Below are 17,406 nucleotides of genomic sequence, written 5' to 3' on the forward strand. Positions count from 1 at the left end.
CGTCCCCTATTCGCTATTCGCCAATCCCTATTCGCACTTCCCGATTCCCAATTCTCTATTCCCGATTCCCGACCTCGACCCCGAACGAGTACCCACATGGACAAGTCCTACATCCTCGCCATCGACCAGGGCACGACGAGCTCGCGCGCGATGCTGTTCGATCGCAACGGCGCCGTGGTCGGCGTGGCCCAGCGCGAGTTCGAGCAGATCTTTCCGCGCCCGGGCTGGGTCGAGCACGACCCACGCGAGATCCTCGCCAGCGTGCAGACCACCGCCATCGAGGCGATGACCAAGGCCCAGATCAGCGCCTCGCAGATCGCCGGCATCGGCATCACCAACCAGCGCGAGACCACGGTGGTGTGGGACCGCCATACCGGCCAGGCGATCCACAACGCCATCGTCTGGCAATCGCGCCAGACCGCGGCGATCTGCGACCAGCTCAAGGCCGACGGCTATGAAGAGATGGTGCGCGAACGCACCGGCCTGCTGATCGATGCGTATTTCTCCGGGACCAAGGTCAAGTGGATCCTCGACCACGTCGAGGGCGCGCGCGAAAAGGCCGAGCGCGGCGACCTGTTGTTCGGCACCATCGACACCTGGCTGATCTGGAACCTGTCGGAGAACAAGGCCCACGTCACCGACTACAGCAACGCTTCGCGAACGTTGATGTACGACATCCACAAGCGCCAGTGGTGCCCGGAGCTGTTGAAGATGCTCGGCGTGCCGGCGTCGATGCTGCCGCAGGTGCGCTCCAGCAGCGAGGTCTATGCCCACACCGGCGCGCGCCATTTCTTCAACAACTCGGTGCCGATCTGCGGCGTCGCCGGCGACCAGCAGGCGGCGCTGTTCGGCCAGGCCTGCTTCGAGGCCGGCATGGCCAAGAACACCTACGGCACCGGCTGTTTCCTGCTGATGAACACCGGCGACAAGGCGGTGCGCTCGAACAACGGCCTGCTGACCACGATCGCCTGGGGCATCGACGGCCAGGTCGAGTACGCCCTGGAAGGCAGCATCTTCGTCGCCGGTTCGGCGGTGCAATGGTTGCGCGACGGTCTGCGCATGCTCGGCAAGGCCGGCGATTCGCAGGCCTACGCCGAGCGCGCACGTTCGACCGAAGGCGTGTACTTCGTGCCCGCCTTCGTCGGCCTGGGCGCCCCGTACTGGCGCAGCGACGTGCGCGGCGCGATGTTCGGCCTGACCCGCGGCACCAGCAAGGAGCACTTCGTCCGCGCCGTGCTCGAATCGCTGGCCTATCAGACCCGCGACGTGCTCAGCGCGATGCAGGCCGATTCGGGCATCGAACTGAAATCCCTGCGCGCCGACGGCGGCGCCATCGCCAACGATTTCACTGCCCAGTTCCAGGCCGACATTCTCGACGTGCCCTTGAAGCGTCCGCGGGTCAGCGAGACCACCGCGCTCGGCGCGGCGTATCTGGCGGGTTTGGCGGTGGGGTTCTGGGAAAGCCGCGAACAGATCGCGCAGCAATGGCAGGTCGAGCGCAGCTTCGAGCCGCAGATGCTGGAGGCCGAACGCGAACGCTTGTATGCGGGTTGGAAGCGCGCGATCGAGGCGACCCTGGCCTTCAGCGTCGAGCACGCTTGAAGCAACGCGGCTCGGCCTTGGCCGTGGCCTGCTTAACCCCTCTCCCGTTTACGGGAGAGGGAGCGTTCGATGCGACGGGTCAGTTCGACCTCAGCCCTCGCTCGGCACCTTGATCCGGAACCAGGCCGCATACAGCGCCGGCAGGAACAACAGGGTCAACGCGGTCGCCACCATCAAGCCGCCCATGATCGCCACCGCCATCGGGCCGAAGAAGGCGCTGCGCGACAGCGGGATCATCGCCAGGATCGCCGCCAGCGCGGTCAATACGATCGGGCGGAAGCGCCGCACGGTCGCATCGACGATGGCTTTCCACGGCTCATGCCCTTCGCTGCGGTCCTGTTCGATCTGGTCGACCAGGATCACCGAGTTGCGCATGATCATGCCGGCCAGCGCGATCGTGCCGAGCATCGCGACGAAGCCGAACGGCACCCGGAACACCAACAGGAACAGGGTCACGCCGATCAGCCCCAGCGGCGCGGTCAACAGCACCATGAAGCTGCGCGAGAAACTGCGCAGCTGCAGCATCAGCAGGGTGAACACCGCGAACAGGAACAGCGGCACGCCGGCGTTGATCGACTTCTGCCCGCGCGCCGAGTCCTCGACGCTGCCGCCGACGTCGATCGAATAGCCGTACGGCAGCTTGGCGCGCAGTCCGTCCAGGGTCGGCGAAATCTGCGCCATCACGCTCGAAGGCTGGGTGCCGTCGTAGATGTCGGCGCGCACGGTCATGGTCGGCAGGCGGTCGCGATGCCAGATGATGCCTTCCTCGAAACCGTATTCCAGGGTCGCGATCTGGGTCAACGGCACGCTGCGGTTGTTGCCGGTCGGCACCATCAGGCTGCCGAGCATGTCGAGCTGCAGGCGTTCCTGGTCGGGGCCGCGCAGCAGCATCTCGATCAGCTCGTTGCTTTCGCGGTAGGTGCTGATGTGCGAGCCCGACAGCGAGCTGGACAGGAACTGGGACAACTGCGCCGAGCTGATGCCGAGCGCACGCGCACGCTCCTGGTCGACCTGCAGGCGCACGACCTTGCTCGGCTCGTCCCAGTCGAGGTTGACGTTGGCCACGTGCGGGTTGGCGCGGATCTTCTCGCGCACCTGGTTGGCGATCTTGCGCACCTGGTCGATGTGTTCGCCGGACACGCGGAACTGCACCGGATAACCGACCGGCGGGCCGTTCTCCAGGCGCGTCACCCGCAACTGCAGTTCGGGGAAGCGCGGCACCACGTCCTGGATGATCCAGGTGCGCAGGGTTTCGCGGGCCTGCAAGTCCTTCGGCATCAGCACGAACTGGGCGAAGTTCGCCGCCGGCAGCTGTTGGTCGAGCGGCAAGTAGAAACGCGGCGAACCGGTGCCGACGTAGGACACGTAATTGGCCAGGTCCTTGCGCTGCTTGAGCATGGCTTCCAGGCGCTGGACCTGTTCGCCGGTCTGGCGCAGCGAGCTGCCTTCGGCCAGTTCCATGTCGACCATCAATTCGGGGCGCACCGAATCCGGGAAGAACTGCTGCGGCACGAAGCGGAACATGAACACCGACAGCAGGAACGCGCCGATGGTGATGCCGATCACCAGCCAGCGCCGGCGCACGCACCAGGTCACCCAGCGACGAAAGCGCACGTAGAACTTGGACTCGTAGGGGTCGTGGGCGTGGCCGTCGATCGGCGGCTTCGGCGCGATCACGCTGGCGAACATCGGCATGCGCTGGGCCCAGGCCACGCGCGCATCGTGCCAGCGCGCGGCCAGCGAACCGGGCTTCGGCGGCGCCGCGGCGTGGCCGTAGTCCGGCAGCAGCTTGTCGCCGAGGAAGGGAATGAAGGCGACCGCGGCGATCCACGACACCAACAGCGCGATGGTCACCACCTGGAACAACGAGCGGGTGTACTCACCGGTGCTCGATGCGGCGGTCGCGATCGGCAGGAAGCCGGCCGCGGTGACCAGGGTACCGGTCAGCATCGGGAAGGCGGTGCTGTCCCAGGCGAAGGCGGCGGCGCGCAGGCGGTCGAAGCCTTGCTCCATCTTGATCGCCATCATCTCCACCGCGATGATCGCGTCGTCGACCAGCAGGCCCAGGGCCAGCACCAGCGCGCCGAGCGAAATCTTGTGCAGGCCGACGCCGAAGAAATCCATGACCGCGAAGGTCATCGCCAGCACCAGCGGAATCGACAGCGCCACCACCAGTCCGGTGCGCAGGCCGAGCGAGAAGAAGCTCACCAGCAGCACGATCGCGACCGCTTCGGCGAGCACGCGCACGAACTCGCCGACCGATTCCTCGACCGCGGCGGGCTGGTCGGCGACCTTGCGCAGCTCCATGCCGGCCGGCAGGGTTTTCTGCAGGCGCGCGAATTCCGATTCCAGGGTCTTGCCGAGCTGCAGGATGTCGCCGCCCTGCTTCATCGACACGCCGATGCCGATCGCATCCTGGCCCATGAAGCGCATGCGCGGCTGCGGCGGATCGGAGAAACCGCGACGCACGTCGGCGACGTCGGCCAGCCTGAAGGTGCGGTCGCCGACCCGGATCGGGAACTCGCGGATCTGTTCGACCGAAGTGAACTGGCCGCCGACGCGCAAGGGCACGCGGCTGGTCGGGGTCTCGAAGAAACCGGCCGGGGCCAGCGCGTTCTGCTGATTCAGCGCTTCCTGCACGGCCTGCGCCGGCACCCCGAGGGTCGACAGCTTCACGTTCGACAGCTCGACCCAGATCTTTTCGTCCTGCACGCCGATCAGTTCGATCTTGCCGACGTCGGTCTGGCTCTGCAGCGCCAGTTGCACGCGCTCGGCGTAGTCCTTGAGCACGGCGTAGTCGAAGCCCTCGCCGGTCAGTGCGTAGATGTTGCCGAAGGTGTCGCCGAATTCGTCGTTGAAGAACGGGCCGACCACGTCGCTGGGCAAGGTCGGGCGGATGTCGCCGATCTTCTTGCGCACCTGATACCACAGCGGCCCGATTTCACTGGAACGCATCGAATCGCGCGCGGCGAAGATCACCTGCGATTCGCCGGCACGCGAGTACGAGCGGATGAACTCGTACTCGCCGGTCTCCATGAGTTTCTTCTCGATGCGCTCGGTGACCTGGCGCGAGACTTCCTCGGCGGTCGCGCCGGGCCACAGGGTGCGCACCACCATCACCTTGAAGGTGAAAGCCGGGTCCTCGCTGCGGCCCAGGCGCAGGTAGGACATCGCACCGGCGATGGCCAGCACCAGCATGGCGTAGACGATCAGGCTGCGATGGCGCAGGGCCCATTCGGAAAGATTGAAGCGCATGGATCAGCTCACTTCGTAGGCCCCTGTCCCGGCGGGCGGGACAGAGTTGGGGCGAGGGTGCGGGCGGTAGCGCGAGGGCATGGCCGGCCTGGTCGGGGTCGCGGGGCGGTTAGCGTTTAGCGTCGCTGAGCGACGGGCGCTTGCCGTCGCTGGGCGACTGCTCGACCGGGTGGTTGTCGCGGTCGACGGCGACGACTTTCTGGCCGTCGCGCAGCAGGTGGCCGCCGGCGACGACGATCCAGTCGCCGGGCTGCAGGCCCGAGTTCACCGGCACCCGCTCGGGGCCGTAGGCGCCGGTCTGCACCGGCCGCAACTTGACCGTGCCGCTGTTGAGGTCGGCGACGAACACGGCCGTGCCGTTGGCGCTGCGCTGCACCGCCGCGAGCGGCACGCTGAGCCCGCTGGCGGCCTGGTTGGGCAGGTAGATGCGCGCGCTCTGGCCCAGCTCCAGGGTGCCGGCCGGCGCGTCGACGGTGACCCGCGCGGCGTACGTGCGCGAGGCCGGATCGGCCGCCGGCGACACCTCGCGGACCCGGCCCGGCCAACGCTGGCCGGACTGCGACCACAGTTCGATCAAGACCTCCTGGCCCGGCTTGAAGGTCGCGATCGCACCCTCGGGCACGGCGAAGGCGACTTCGCGGGCGCCGTCGGCGGCCAGCGCGAACACCTGCTGGCCGGCGGCGACCACCTGGCCGGCCTCGGCGCTGCGGCTGGCGATCACGCCGGCACTCGGTGCGCGCAGATGGGTATAGGCAGACTGGTTGCGCGCGACCTCGAGGTTGGCGCGGGCGGCGTTGACCTGGCCGAGCGCGGCCTTGGCCGCGGCGTCCTGGGCGTCCTGGGTCGAACGGCTGACCAGTTGGTCCTTGGCCAGCTGCGAGTAGCGGACCTGGTCGGCGCGGGCACGGCCGTAGTCGGCCTCGGCGGCGGCGAGCTGGGCCTGGGCCGCACGGGCCTGGGCCTCCAGATCGCCGGCATCGAGTATCGCCAGCACCTGGCCTGCGGCAACATGGGCGCCGACGTCGACCTTGCGCTCGATCAGCTTGCCGCCGACCCGGAACGACAGCGGGCTCTCCTCGCGGGCCCGGACCTCGCCGGCGAAGGCCGAGACCCCGTTGACCGCACCGCCCGGGCGGGCGACCAGCACCGGCCGCGGGGACTCTTCGACCTGTTGGCCGTTGCCGCAGGCCGTCAGGACCAGCATGAGCGCCGCGCCGAACAGCATCGGGGCGGTGGGCGCGGCGGTAAAAGTCCGGTGGCGCATTGCGGTTAGCCTCATCGCGAATTAATGTACTTGCCAGTACTGTATAAATAACGAACCCGGTAGTCCAGTATTCCTTATGTCCTCGCCCCGACCCTCCAGCCCCCCGACGTCACCGGCCAAGCCGGCCGGCCCAGGCCGTCCGAAGGACCTCAGCAAGCGCAACGCGATCCTCGACGCGGCCAAGCGCCTGTTCCTTGTCGATGGCTTCGACGGGGTCAGCATGGACCAGATCGCCGCCGGGGCCGGGGTCTCCAAGCTCACCGTCTACAGCCATTTCGGCGACAAAGAGACCCTGTTCGGCGCCGCGGTCAAGGCCTATTGCGAGCAGCACCTGCCGCCGCTGATGTTCGTGCCCGACCCGGCCACGCCGCTGCGCGAGCGCCTTCTGGCGATCGCCAACGCCTTCTACGAGATGGTCAGCTCGCCCGAGGCGATCCAGATTCATCGTCTGTTGTGCTCGCCCCAGGTCGCCCAATCGCCGCTGTCGAAGATGTTCTGGGAGGCCGGGCCGCAGCGCCTGCACGACGAATTCACCGCCTTGCTGCAGCGCCGGGTCGAGGCCGGCGAGCTGGAGATCGACGACGTGCCCCGCGCCGCGCCGCAGTTCTTCTGCCTGGTCAAGGGCGAACCGCACGCTTTGCTGATGTTCGGCTGCGGCGCGCCAGGCCGGACCGAGGTGCGCGCGCACATCGACGCCTCGGTGTCGATGTTCCTGCGTGCCTACGCCCGCCGCGAGCGCTGAAACCGCCGCGCCGAGGCCCGAAACCCGCACGGTGCCGAGAGTTCCGGTGACTTTCGGCACTAAGCCCGGGCCCGGGCGTGGTTAATTCTTTTGCTCCGGGGGTCGCGTGGTCCCGGTAGAATTCGCAGTTCCCACGCAACATGAAGACGCCCCGATGACGACGCTCGATTACGCAAAAGCACGTGAACTGATGGTCGAACAACAGGTTCGGCCGTGGGACGTGCTCGACCCGCGCGTGCTCGATGTGCTGGCCGCTTTGCCGCGTGAGGCCTTCGTCGACGAAGCGCACCGCAATCTGGCCTATACCGACGTGCAGCTGCCGTTGGCGCACGGCGAATTCATGATGAAGCCGGTGCTCGAAGGCCGCACGCTGCAGTCGCTCGCGGTCGACCCGACCGACGATGTGCTCGAGATCGGCACCGGCAGCGGTTACCTGACCGCCTGCCTCGGCCGTCTCGCCCGCGAAGTGGTCAGCCTGGAACGCCACGCCGACCTCGCCGCGACCGCGCGCAAGCGCCTGGCCGCGCAATCGATCAACAATGTCCAGGTCGTCGATGCCGACGCCCTGACGTACCGCACCGACCGCCGCTTCAACGCGATCTGCGTGACCGGCGCGGTCTCGGAAATTCCGCCGCAGTGGTTGCAGTGGTTGCAGCCCAACGGCCGTTTGTTCGTCGTCCGCGGCCGCTCGCCGGCCATGGAAGGACTGCGGGTCACCGCCGGCGAACGCAACGATGTCAACGCTGCGCGCATCCAATCGTTGTTCGAAACCGACCTCCCCTATCTCGTCGGCGCGGCCCCCGCGCCTGCCTTCGAGTTCTGAACGCTCAAGGAAGCCGCATGATCCGCCGCCCTCTCGTTCTTGCCCTGGCCTTATCCCTGCTGCCGGCCGTCGCGTCGGCGGAAGACTTGTTGCAGACCTATGAACTCGCGCGCCAGGGCGATCCGCAGCTGTCGGCGGCCGAATCCAACCGTCTGGCGACCAAGGAAGACCGCATCCAGGCCCGCGCCGCGCTGCTGCCGTCCTTGTCGGGCACGGCGCGGCTGACCCGCAGCCGCACCACCACCGAAGGCGGTTCGGGCAGCAGCGATCCGACCGATCCGGATCCGATCCCGGCCGGGGTCGACTTTCGTTCCGACAGCACCTCGCGCAACTACTCGCTCGCCGCGAGTCAGATGATCTACAACCGCGCCAGCATCAAGACCTACCAGGGTCAGAATGCGATCAGCCAGGCCAGCGACTTCACCCTGGAGTCGGCCAGCCAGGAACTGATCACGCGCACCTCGGCGGCCTACTTCGACGTGCTGGTCAAGCTCGAGAACCTCGCCGCCGCCGAAGCCGCCGAAACCGCGTTGCAGAAGCAGTTCGACTACGCCTCCAAGCGCCTGGAAGTCGGCCTGGCGCCGATCACCGACGTGCACGAAGCGCGCGCGCAGTACGACACCGCCCGCGCCGGCACCATCACCGCGCGCAACGCGGTCGAAGACGCCTACCAGGGCCTGAGCCAGATCACCGGCCAGCCGGTGCGCGCACTCAAGGCCTTGCCGGCCGACTTCAAGCCGAACCTGCCGGAAGCGCAGGACGTCGAAGGTTGGGTCAACAACGCGGTGCAGAACAACCCTTCGCTGCGTGCGCAAGACCTGCAGGTGCGCGCCGCCGAAATCGGCGTGGAAACCGCGCGCGCCGGCCATTGGCCGACCCTGAGCTTGAACGGCAGCTACGGCGACAACGCCAACTGGGGCGACCGCACCTTCATGGGTCAGACCATGAACGCGCCCGGCAACGCCAACCACGGGCCGAGCATCGGCTTGGAACTGTCGGTGCCGTTGTATGCGGGCGGCCGCATCCAGTCCGGCGTGCGCCAGGCCCTGGCGCGTCGCGACGCCGCCCAGGACGAACTCGAACGGCAGAAGCGCCTGCTCGTGCGCACCACCCGCAACGCCTACCAGACCCTGGTCGCCGGCATCAGCGAAGTCGAAGCGCGCCGCCTCGCCCTGGTCTCGGCGCAAGCCGCCTACGACGCCTCGCAGGTCGGCCTGGAAGTCGGCACCCGCACCGTGCTGGACGTGTTGAACAACCAGCGCACCCTGCTGGAAGCGCAGCAGGCCTATGCCCAGTCCAAGTACAACTACCTGCAGAACCGCCTGCTGTTGGAACAGGCCGCCGGCTCGCTCGATGTCGCCGACGTGCAGGACATCAACCGCTTGCTGACCGCCGACGCGGCGACCAACCTGGCACCGCCGCAGGCGCAATAACGCGGCGATCCGGATACGTTCGGAGCCCTACGAAAAACCGCCGGCCCACCGGCGGTTTTTTCGTTTGCGGCGGCGCCTGTTCCCCCTGTAGGAGCGGCGTGAGCCGCGACAATGGATGCGCAGCAGCCACATCGTCGATGTGATCGATCGAGGCCGCGCATCTTCACCGGGGTAGGAGCGGCGCAAGCCGCGACCACGCTGCGGCAACAGCCGCGCAACCGCGGGCACCGCGGCGAATACGGCGCTCTGCGGATGGCAGCGCAATGGCTGCCGATGCGCGGTCGCGGCTCGCGCCGCTCCTACTCCTGAGAGCAGCGGCGGTCAGCGGACCAGGGTAGGAGCGGCGCAAGCCGCGACCACGCGGCGGCAACAGCCGCGCAACCGCGGGCACCGCTGCGAATACGGCGCGCTGCGGATGGCAGCGCAATGGCTGCCGATGCGCGGTCGCGGCTTGCGCCGCTCCTACCCGCGTGCCGGTATTTCGCGTCGATGATTTACGACGACGATGACGTTTCTACCCATCCCGCTGTCGCGGCTTACGCCGCTCCTACAGGGGGAATTCGCCGCGCTCAGCGCAGCGGCGGTAACGCCGGCTGCAACAGCGCCATGGTGCGCGCCAAGGCGCCGCGGCCCAGCTCGACCAGGGCGCGGCCGGCGTCGATCATCCTGGCACGTTCGATCGGGTCGGCCAACAGGCGCTCGACCGCGGCCTCGACCACTTCGGCGTCGGCGCCGATCCGCAACGCGCCGGCGGTTTCCAGCCGCTGCGCGATCTCGACGAAGTTGTGCAGGTGCGGGCCGGTCACGATCGGGGTGCCGGTCGCGGCCGGTTCGAGCAGGTTGTGCCCGCCGATCGCCTGCAGGCTGCCGCCGACGAAGGCGACGTCGGCGCAGGCGTAGAAGCTCATCAGTTCGCCGAGGGTGTCGATGACGAAAACATCGTCGCCGGGCTGCGGCCAGCGCGCGCGCGAACGCGTCGACACCTGCCAGCCGGCGCTGCGGGCGTGTTCGGCGACCATCCGGAAGCGTTCCGGATGGCGCGGCGCCCACAACAGCAGCAGGTCGGGGAAACGCTCGCGCAGACGCCGATGCATGGTGACTGTGGCGGCCTCTTCGTCCTCGTGCGTGCTCGCGGCGATCCATACCGGCCGTTCGCCGGTGTGGCGGTGGCATTCGAGGGCGAATTCGTCGAGCGCGTCGGGCACGTTGACGTCGAATTTGAGGTTGCCGGTCTCGGTGACCTGCTCGGGGCGCGCGCCGAGTTCGACGAAACGCTCGCCGTCGGCGCGCGATTGCGCCGCCACCGTTCGCACCGTGCGCAGGGCCCGTCCCACCAAGGGCGCGAGCACCCGGTAGCCGCGCAGCGAACGCTCCGACAGGCGCGCATTGAGGATGTAGGCCGGAATCCCGCGGTCGCGGCAACCGAACAGCAGGTTCGGCCACAGCTCGGTTTCCATGATCAGCGCCGCACAGGGCTGGTGATGGCGCAGAAAACGCCCGACCGCGCCGGGCAAGTCGTAAGGCAGATACACGTGCTCGACCGAATCGCCCCAGGCCGAACGCGCACGGTCCGAACCGGTCGGGGTGATCGTGGTCACCAGCAGGCGCAGGTCCGGGCGGCCGCGGCGCAAGGCATTCACCAACGGAATCGCGGCGTTGACCTCGCCGACCGAGACCGCGTGCAACCACAGGGTGCGGGTCTGCGCGGGGCCGCGATAGATCGCGTAACGCTCGAGCCAGCGCTGGAAATAGGCCGGCTGGCGGAAACCGCGCCAGATCAGGTGATAGATCGTCACCGGCGCCAACAGATACAGCGCGACCGAATACAGGCCGCGCAACAGGCGCTCGATCAAGTCCTTCCGCATCCGACAAGGATAAAGCTTGCGGAGGTGATCCGGTCGTGGATGCCGTCATCGCGCACCGTGGCGGACTCGACCGGGTGCGCAAAACCGCCGATACGCGGGCATTCGCAGCTGATCGGCGCGCAGGCCGCGAGGCCCGCAGCGCAGCGCAAACCAGACACCGCCGGCATCGAACCCCGACGTGCGGATGCCCGCCGCGGTCGCGCTCGTAGCCCGTATTGCAGCGGCACTACACGCTCACCGCATAAACTATGGCCATGGCCGAACCTGTCCTGCCCCCTCGCCCTTCCCTGCTGGTGCCGCGCCTGTGGCCGATGTGGCTCGCGCTGGCCGCGATGTGTTTCGGCGCGCGCCTGCCCTGGGGCCTGCAACGTGCGCTCGGCCACCTGATCGGAGTCTTCGCCCTGCGCGTGGCGAGCCAGCGCCGGCGCGCGGCCCGCATCAACCTGGCCCTGTGCTTCCCGGAAAAGACCGAGGCCGAGCGCGAAACCCTGCTGCGGCAAAGCTTCCGCGACCTCGGCATCGGTTTCTTCGAGTTCGCCCGCGCCTGGTGGGGCGAGGTCGCGCCGATGCGGCGCACGGTGCGCATCGAAGGCCTGGAGCGGCTCGACGAGGTGCGCGCGTCCGGACGCGGCGTGCTGATGATCTCCGGCCATTTCATGACCCTGGAGATGTGCGGCCGGCTGATGTGCGACCACCTGCCGCTGGCCGGCATGTACCGCAAGCACCGCAACCCGGTCATGGAATGGGCGGTCAAACGCGGCCGGCTGCGCTATGCCGCGGCCATGTTCACCAACGAAGAGATCCGCCCGGCGATGCGCCACCTCAAGCAGGGCGGCTTCCTGTGGTATGCGCCGGACCAGGACATGCGCGGCAAGGACACGGTGTTCGCGCCGTTCTTCGGCGTGCCGGCGGCGACGATCACCGCCACCCACCAGTTCGCGCGCCTCAGCGGTTGCGCGGTGGTGCCGTTCTTCCATCGCCGCGAAGGCGCCGACTACGTGTTGCGCGTCGGTGCGCCGCTGGCCGAGTTCCCGTCCAGCGACGCCACCCAGGACAGCACCCGCGTCAACGCCCAGATCGAGGCGATGGTGCGCGAAGCGCCGAGCCAGTACCTGTGGATCCACCGCCGCTTCAAGCGCCGCCCGCCGGGCCAGCGCTCGCCGTACAAGAAGCCGGTCGAAAACGCCCCGGCCTGATCGGCCCGATCGGGGCCAGAACAACGCGACCGCTCACACCGTCGCGTCGCCCTCGTCCGGCGGTTGCGCGAGCAGGCTGCCGGCGTACAAGGCAGCCAACAACAAGGTCAGCCCGCCCCAAAAGGTCGAATAAAAGGCCAGGTGGGTGTTGAACGGGAACACCGTCACCAGCAAGGCCAGCATCGCCGGCCGCGCTGCTTCGCGTGCGCGCGCGTCGGCGACCGCCCAGGCCCGCCAGGCCAGGGCCGCACCGGCCAACCACAGCAACAGGCCGAAAGCGCCGGTTTCGGCGAGCACTTCGAGCAGCAGCTGATGCGCATGCAGCGCCGGGCCTTCGCCCCAGGACGTGGTGCGCCCGGGTTGCGGGTCGCAGGCCGGGAAGGCTTCGCGGAAACCGCGCGCGCCGACGCCGTTGAGCGGATGCTCGCCGACCATGCACAGCGCCGCGCGCCAGATGCGCGTGCGCCCGGACAGCGCGCTGTCGAGGCCTTCGACGTCGGCGCTGACGATGTGCGCGGTGCGGGCAAGACGGTCGTGCACTTGCGGGGTGGTTTGGTCCAGCACGGCCAGAGCCAGCACGCCGAACGCGAACACGCCGAGCAAGCGCTTCCAACCGAGCAGGCGCCAGCCCGACAGCACCAGCACCAGGCCGTAGGTGATCCACGAGGCGCGCGAGCCGGCCAGCACCACCACCACGCCGACCGCGGCCGCCGCGACCAACCAACCACCGAGACGGAAACGGCGGCCGACCGCGTACAGCACGAACGGCGAGAAGCTCGCGATCACTTGGCCGAGTTTGAGATTGCACGGGCCGAGCACGCCGCTGAGGCGGTCGACGCTGGCGATCTCGGCGTCCGAACACATGCCGTGGCCGCTGATCGCCTGCTTCAGCGAGTCGATGCCGAAGAACAGCGGGCTGGTGCCGGTGAGGCCTTGCAGCAAGGCGTCGACGGTCCACAGGCCGATGATGATGGCCAAACCGCCGAAGGTGGTGCGCTGCCCCTGCCGGGTCGCGACCGCGGCCGCGACCAGCCACAGGAACGGCAGATAGCGCAGATCGACCGCGGCCTCGCGCAAGGCGCGCCCGGGGTCGACCGCATCGGTCGCCGAGATCAGTTCCGGCAACCAGTACGCCGCGAACAGGGCACTGGTCAGCACCCAGGCCGGATCGCTGAGCAGGCGCGCGCCGGTGTTGAAGCGCACCAGCACCAGCCGCACCAGGGCGGTCAGCGCACCGAGGGTAAGTACGGTTTCGGCATAGCCCGGCGCGAACAGCAGCGCGACATAGGCCAGGATCCAGGCCGGCGCCCAGCGCCAGCCGACGATCGCATGAGGTGCCTCGGCGGGCGGCGGCCCGGACGACGCCGTCGCCGGATCAGGCGCGGCGTGAGGCATCGACGAGTTCGGCATAGACGGCAAGCGTGGCCTCCTGCATCGCCCGCAGGGAAAACGCCATCGTATCCACAGCCGCGGGCGCTTGCGTTAGCAATTCGCAAGCCGCCGCGCGCAGGGCCTGCAGGTCGAACGGCGCGACCGCGCCGCGCGGCTGCAATTGGGTCAGCAGCTCGCCGACGCCGCCGTGGTTCCAACCGACCACCGGCCGCCCGCAGGACAGCGCCTCGACCACGGTGCGGCCGAAGGCCTCGGGTTTGCGCGAGAGCTGCAGGACCAGGTCGCTCGCGGCGTAGGCCCGGGCGATCTCGTCGGTCGGTGCGGTGAAGGCGATCGCTTCGCCGATGCCGAGCTGCTGCGCGGCCTGTTCCAGTTCGACGATATACGCCTCGCGCCCGGCCTCGCGCGCGCCCGGCAGCCAAAGGCGCGCATCGCGGCCGTCGGCGCGGATCGCGGCGAGCAAGGCCAGCGCATCGGCATGACCTTTCAGGCGCGTGCCGCGCCCGGGCAACAGCAACAAGGGACCGTCGCCGGCGAGCGCGGGATGCCGCGCCGCGGCCCAGGCCCGCGCTTGCGGATCGGGCCAGGGCGCGTGCGGGAACGCCGCCGGGTCGATGCCGCGCGGAATGATCCGCAGCTTGTCGGCATCGGTGTCGGGATAGTGTTCGAGCACGTAGTCGCGGACCGTGCGCGAGACGCAGATGCTGCGTTCGCCGCGGGTCATCACCGCGCTGTAGCGCGACGGCGAGTTGAGCCCGTGCACGGTGGTGACGAAGCGCGGCCGTGTAGCTTCGTCCAGGCCGCGCCAGGCCAGCAGGCCGATCCAGGCCGGCAGGCGCGAACGCGCGTGGACGATGTCGACCGAATGTTCGGCCCACAGCCGGCGCAGGGTGAAGCCATGGCGCAGGGTCGACGGCGATTTGCGCCCGATCGCCAGTTCGATGTGTTCGGCGCCCGAGGCGATGAGCTGGGGCACCAGGCGGCCGCCGGCCGAGACCACGATGGCGCGGTGGCCGGCGCGCACCAGCGCCTCGGCGATTTCGAGAGTCGAACGTTCGACGCCGCCGGATTCCAGCTTCGGCAGCAATTGCATCACCGTCAGCCGGCGCATGCTCGGCGTGGGCGGTGTCACGCGGCCGCGATCAGTCGTCGACCAGGGTGAAATGCGCGCCGCAGTACGGGCACTGGCACTCGCGCTCGGCCTCGATCGGCAGGTACACGCGCGGGTGCGAGTTCCACAGCGCCATCGACGGCAGCGGGCAGCTCAACGGCAGGTCGGCGCGCGTGACGGTGTAGCGCTGCTCGGCGTTGGCCTGGGTGGGATGGGCGTTGGCTGCGGTCATGAGGGAGACGACGGATGGCGACGCGGGGGTGGCAGTTTAGCAGCGTTGCGCGGTCGGGCCGTGTGCGGGGCGCGGCGGTCGGGTGGGGTGCTCAGGAGCAATCCCCTGGTTCTTGCTCTCAGCCCCCCGGCGGCAGATCGAAAAACAGCAGATCGGCGGTCGAATCGCCCAGCCCGGTCAGCACCAGCTCGGCCGACTCGTCGCGAAACCCCAGCGCGTCGCCGGCTTCGAGCGTACGTCCACCCGCCTCGACCCGCCCCTGCGCGACCTGCAGCCAATACAGCCGCCCTGCATCGAGCAGGCGCCGCGCGCTGGACCCTGGCGTCAGCGCCAGCGAGTACAGGCGCAGGTCCTGGCGCACCGGCAAGCCGCCGTGGGCGCCGTCGCGCGAGGCCAGGAGAACGAACTCGCCGTCAGCGGCCGCGACCGCTTCGCGTTTGGCGTAGGCGGGCTGGGCGTTGAGCCGATCGGGCTGGACCCAGATCTGCAGGAAATGCACCGGCTCGCTGTCGGAGGCGTTGTACTCGCTGTGTTCGACGCCGTGGCCGGCGCTCATCCACTGCAGTTCGCCGGCGCCGATCACGCCGCCGTCGTCGGCGCTGCCTTGGTGCGCCAGGCGGCCGCTCAGCACGTAGCTGAGGATTTCCATGTTGGCGTGGCGATGCGGCGCGAAGCCCGCGCCGGGGTCGACGCGGTCTTCGTTGATCACGCGCAAGGCACCGAAGCCCATCCAGGCCGGGTCGTAATAGCCGCCGAACGAGAACGTGTGGCGGCTGTCGAGCCAACCCGCCTGGACATGGCCGCGGGCGCTGGATGGACGTTCGATGATCATGCGTTCGCGCTTACTTCTTGGCTTCGGGCTTGGGCACCAGCGCTTCGGTGGTGATGCGGATGCTGACTTCGTCGCTGACGTTCGGCGCGTACTTGCCGAGGCCGAAATCGCTGCGCTTGAGCGTGGTGCTGGCGTCGAAGCCGGCGGCGGCGCGCTTGGCCATCGGCTGCTCGCCGATCTTGTTGATGGTGACGTCGAGCACGGCCGGCTTGGTCACGCCGTGCACGGTCAGATCGCCGCTCACCTTGAGCTTCTTCTCGCCGGCCGCCTCGACCTTGGTGCTCTTGAAGGTGATGGTCGGGAATTTCTCGGCGTCGAAGAAATCGGCGCTCTTGAGGTGCTCGTCGAAGTCCGGCACGTGCGAGTTCAGGCCCGACAGCGGGATGGTCACCTGCACCGAGGACGCCGCCGGCTTGGCCGGATCGTAGGTGATGGTGCCGTCGACCTTGCCGAAATGCGCGATCGGGTTGGAGAAACCGAAGTGGCTCCAGCCGACCACGACGTCGGTGTGGTTGGGGTCGATCTTGTAGGTCAGGGCGGCGGCGCTGGCGGTGCCGGCGAAGGCCAGGCCCAGGGCAGCGGCAAGCAGGATGCGCTTCATGGTGAGCTCCTCGAAAGGGGAATTATCAGGGATGGATCGCGGGTAAAGACTTCACGGCACTATTGCGCAAGCAGGCGCGGGCCGGCATCGGCCCACGCCGGAAGCGTGGCGGCGCGCACGCCTCAATCGATGCGCGCGGCCTCGTCGAACGGCAGGCGCGGCGAGCGCGGGAACAACGCCGCCGGGTCGCCGGCGCCAAGGTTGATCAGGAAGTTGGACTTGACCTGGGTGCCGGCGAAGAAGGCCTCGTCGACCTTGGCGTTGTCGAAGCCCGACATCGGGCCGGTGTCCAGGCCGAGCGAGCGCGCCGCCAGGATCAGGTAAGCGCCCTGCAGGCTGCCGTTACGGAAGGCGGTGGTGCGGATGTGCTCGTCGTTGCCGGCGAACCAGCTGCGGGCATCGGCGTGCGGGAACAGGTAGGGCAGCTTGTCGTGGAATTCCAGGTCGTGGCCGACGATCACCGTGACCGGGGCGGCCATGGTCTTGGCCAGGTTGCCTTCCGAGAGCGCCGGGCGCAGCTTTTCCTTGGCTTGCGCCGACTTCACGAACACGAAGCGCGCCGGCGAACCGTTGGCGCTGGTCGGCGCCCATTTGACCAGGTCGTACAGCTGGCGCAGCGTCTCGTCGCTGACCTCGCCGCCGAGCTCGTTATGCGTGCGGGCGGTGCGGAACAGTTGATCGAGGGCTTCGTCGTTCAGGGGCCTGGACATCGTCTTCTCCATGAGGCTGCCGCGCTGGGCATTGATCGGGAGACGAAGTGTAGAGTCTCAATCTGACCTTAGAACCGACAATCCCGGAACGGATTAAGCGCATCTGTGCAACGAAACGGCCTTTCTGCCAAAACTAACTCCACGGCTGCAACCTGGATCCTGACCGACGGCCATGCCGGCAATCAGCGCCAAGCCAATGCCCTGACCCAGGCCCTGGGCCGGCCGGCGATCGACTGGACGCTGAGCCCGCGCGCTCCTTGGCGCTGGGCCGCGCCGCGATGCCTGCCCGGTGCCGGCCAGGCCTTCGGCCCCGAGTTCGTCCGCGCCCGCGGCGCCCGCCCGGCGCTG

At 68.6% G+C, this 17,406-nt stretch carries 14 protein-coding genes and 1 pseudogene; 6 read left to right on the plus strand and 9 right to left on the minus strand.

Going from position 1 to position 17,406, the window contains the following annotated elements:
• Nucleotides 1-96 precede the first annotated feature (96 nt).
• Entirely contained in the window at nt 97-1,602 is a 1,506-nt protein-coding gene (glpK, locus tag GLA29479_RS15370) for a glycerol kinase GlpK (protein ID WP_057919124.1), read from the plus strand.
• Nucleotides 1,603-1,692: 90 nt separating this feature from the next.
• Here glpK and GLA29479_RS15375 read toward each other — a convergent pair whose 3' ends face one another.
• Together GLA29479_RS15375 and GLA29479_RS15380 are read right to left on the minus strand one after the other, a co-directional pair.
• Nucleotides 1,693-4,857: an efflux RND transporter permease subunit gene (locus tag GLA29479_RS15375; RefSeq protein WP_057972095.1), complete on the minus strand. Its 3,165-nt coding sequence runs from the start codon at nt 4,855-4,857 to the stop codon at nt 1,693-1,695.
• A 109-nt stretch (nt 4,858-4,966) separates the two neighbouring features.
• Nucleotides 4,967-6,121, minus strand: coding sequence for an efflux RND transporter periplasmic adaptor subunit (locus GLA29479_RS15380; RefSeq protein WP_248842739.1), 1,155 nt, complete (start codon nt 6,119-6,121; stop codon nt 4,967-4,969).
• A 76-nt stretch (nt 6,122-6,197) separates the two neighbouring features.
• On the opposite strand from GLA29479_RS15380, the gene GLA29479_RS15385 reads away from it, so the two are divergent.
• The 3 genes from GLA29479_RS15385 (at nt 6,198) to GLA29479_RS15395 (ending at nt 9,119) form a co-directional block, all read left to right on the plus strand.
• On the plus strand, nt 6,198-6,863 hold the full coding sequence (locus GLA29479_RS15385; protein WP_057919127.1) for a TetR/AcrR family transcriptional regulator: 666 nt from the start codon (nt 6,198-6,200) through the stop codon (nt 6,861-6,863).
• A 154-nt stretch (nt 6,864-7,017) separates the two neighbouring features.
• On the plus strand, nt 7,018-7,686 hold the full coding sequence (locus GLA29479_RS15390) for a protein-L-isoaspartate O-methyltransferase family protein (protein WP_057972096.1): 669 nt from the start codon (nt 7,018-7,020) through the stop codon (nt 7,684-7,686).
• Between the two features lie 17 nt (nt 7,687-7,703).
• Nucleotides 7,704-9,119 carry a TolC family outer membrane protein gene (locus tag GLA29479_RS15395; RefSeq protein ID WP_057919129.1) on the plus strand — a complete coding sequence of 472 codons (1,416 nt, stop codon included), beginning with the start codon at nt 7,704-7,706 and terminating at the stop codon, nt 9,117-9,119.
• A 569-nt stretch (nt 9,120-9,688) separates the two neighbouring features.
• Here the strand turns inward: GLA29479_RS15395 and waaA are convergent.
• Nucleotides 9,689-10,984, minus strand: a complete 1,296-nt coding sequence (waaA, locus tag GLA29479_RS15400) for a lipid IV(A) 3-deoxy-D-manno-octulosonic acid transferase (RefSeq protein WP_057972097.1) — start codon at nt 10,982-10,984, stop codon at nt 9,689-9,691.
• Nucleotides 10,985-11,238: 254 nt separating this feature from the next.
• Between waaA and lpxL the strand changes: the two genes are divergently transcribed.
• On the plus strand, nt 11,239-12,180 hold the full coding sequence (gene lpxL / locus GLA29479_RS15405) for an LpxL/LpxP family Kdo(2)-lipid IV(A) lauroyl/palmitoleoyl acyltransferase (RefSeq protein ID WP_057920198.1): 942 nt from the start codon (nt 11,239-11,241) through the stop codon (nt 12,178-12,180).
• A gap of 33 nt (nt 12,181-12,213) precedes the next feature.
• Here the strand turns inward: lpxL and GLA29479_RS15410 are convergent, their stop codons facing one another.
• The 6 genes from GLA29479_RS15410 to GLA29479_RS15435 all read right to left on the minus strand — a co-directional run bounded on the left by GLA29479_RS15410 (nt 12,214) and on the right by GLA29479_RS15435 (nt 17,058).
• Nucleotides 12,214-13,575, minus strand: a complete 1,362-nt coding sequence (locus GLA29479_RS15410) for an O-antigen ligase family protein (protein ID WP_082639024.1) — start codon at nt 13,573-13,575, stop codon at nt 12,214-12,216.
• Nucleotides 13,556-14,683: a glycosyltransferase family 4 protein gene (locus GLA29479_RS15415; RefSeq protein ID WP_057919131.1), complete on the minus strand. Its 1,128-nt coding sequence runs from the start codon at nt 14,681-14,683 to the stop codon at nt 13,556-13,558. The genes GLA29479_RS15410 and GLA29479_RS15415 overlap by 20 nt, the downstream gene beginning before the upstream one ends.
• 31 nt (nt 14,684-14,714) lie before the next feature.
• Complete coding sequence (locus GLA29479_RS15420; RefSeq protein WP_031370314.1) at nt 14,715-14,915, minus strand: zinc-finger domain-containing protein; 201 nt, start codon at nt 14,913-14,915, stop codon at nt 14,715-14,717.
• 118 nt (nt 14,916-15,033) lie between these two features.
• Complete coding sequence (locus tag GLA29479_RS15425) at nt 15,034-15,747, minus strand: pirin family protein (RefSeq protein ID WP_057972098.1); 714 nt, start codon at nt 15,745-15,747, stop codon at nt 15,034-15,036.
• Between the two features lie 10 nt (nt 15,748-15,757).
• The gene (locus tag GLA29479_RS15430; RefSeq protein WP_057919133.1) at nt 15,758-16,348 is read right to left on the minus strand and encodes a YceI family protein; all 591 of its coding nucleotides are present in this window, start codon (nt 16,346-16,348) and stop codon (nt 15,758-15,760) included.
• A gap of 122 nt (nt 16,349-16,470) precedes the next feature.
• Nucleotides 16,471-17,058 (minus strand): malonic semialdehyde reductase, encoded by a 588-nt coding sequence (locus GLA29479_RS15435; RefSeq protein WP_057973219.1) that lies wholly within the window; start codon nt 17,056-17,058, stop codon nt 16,471-16,473.
• A 105-nt stretch (nt 17,059-17,163) separates the two neighbouring features.
• Between GLA29479_RS15435 and GLA29479_RS25790 the strand changes: the two are divergent.
• Nucleotides 17,164-17,406, plus strand: a pseudogene (locus GLA29479_RS25790) (hypothetical protein); the annotation flags it as partial.

Source organism: Lysobacter antibioticus, from assembly GCF_001442535.1.
Classification (GTDB): domain Bacteria; phylum Pseudomonadota; class Gammaproteobacteria; order Xanthomonadales; family Xanthomonadaceae; genus Lysobacter; species Lysobacter antibioticus.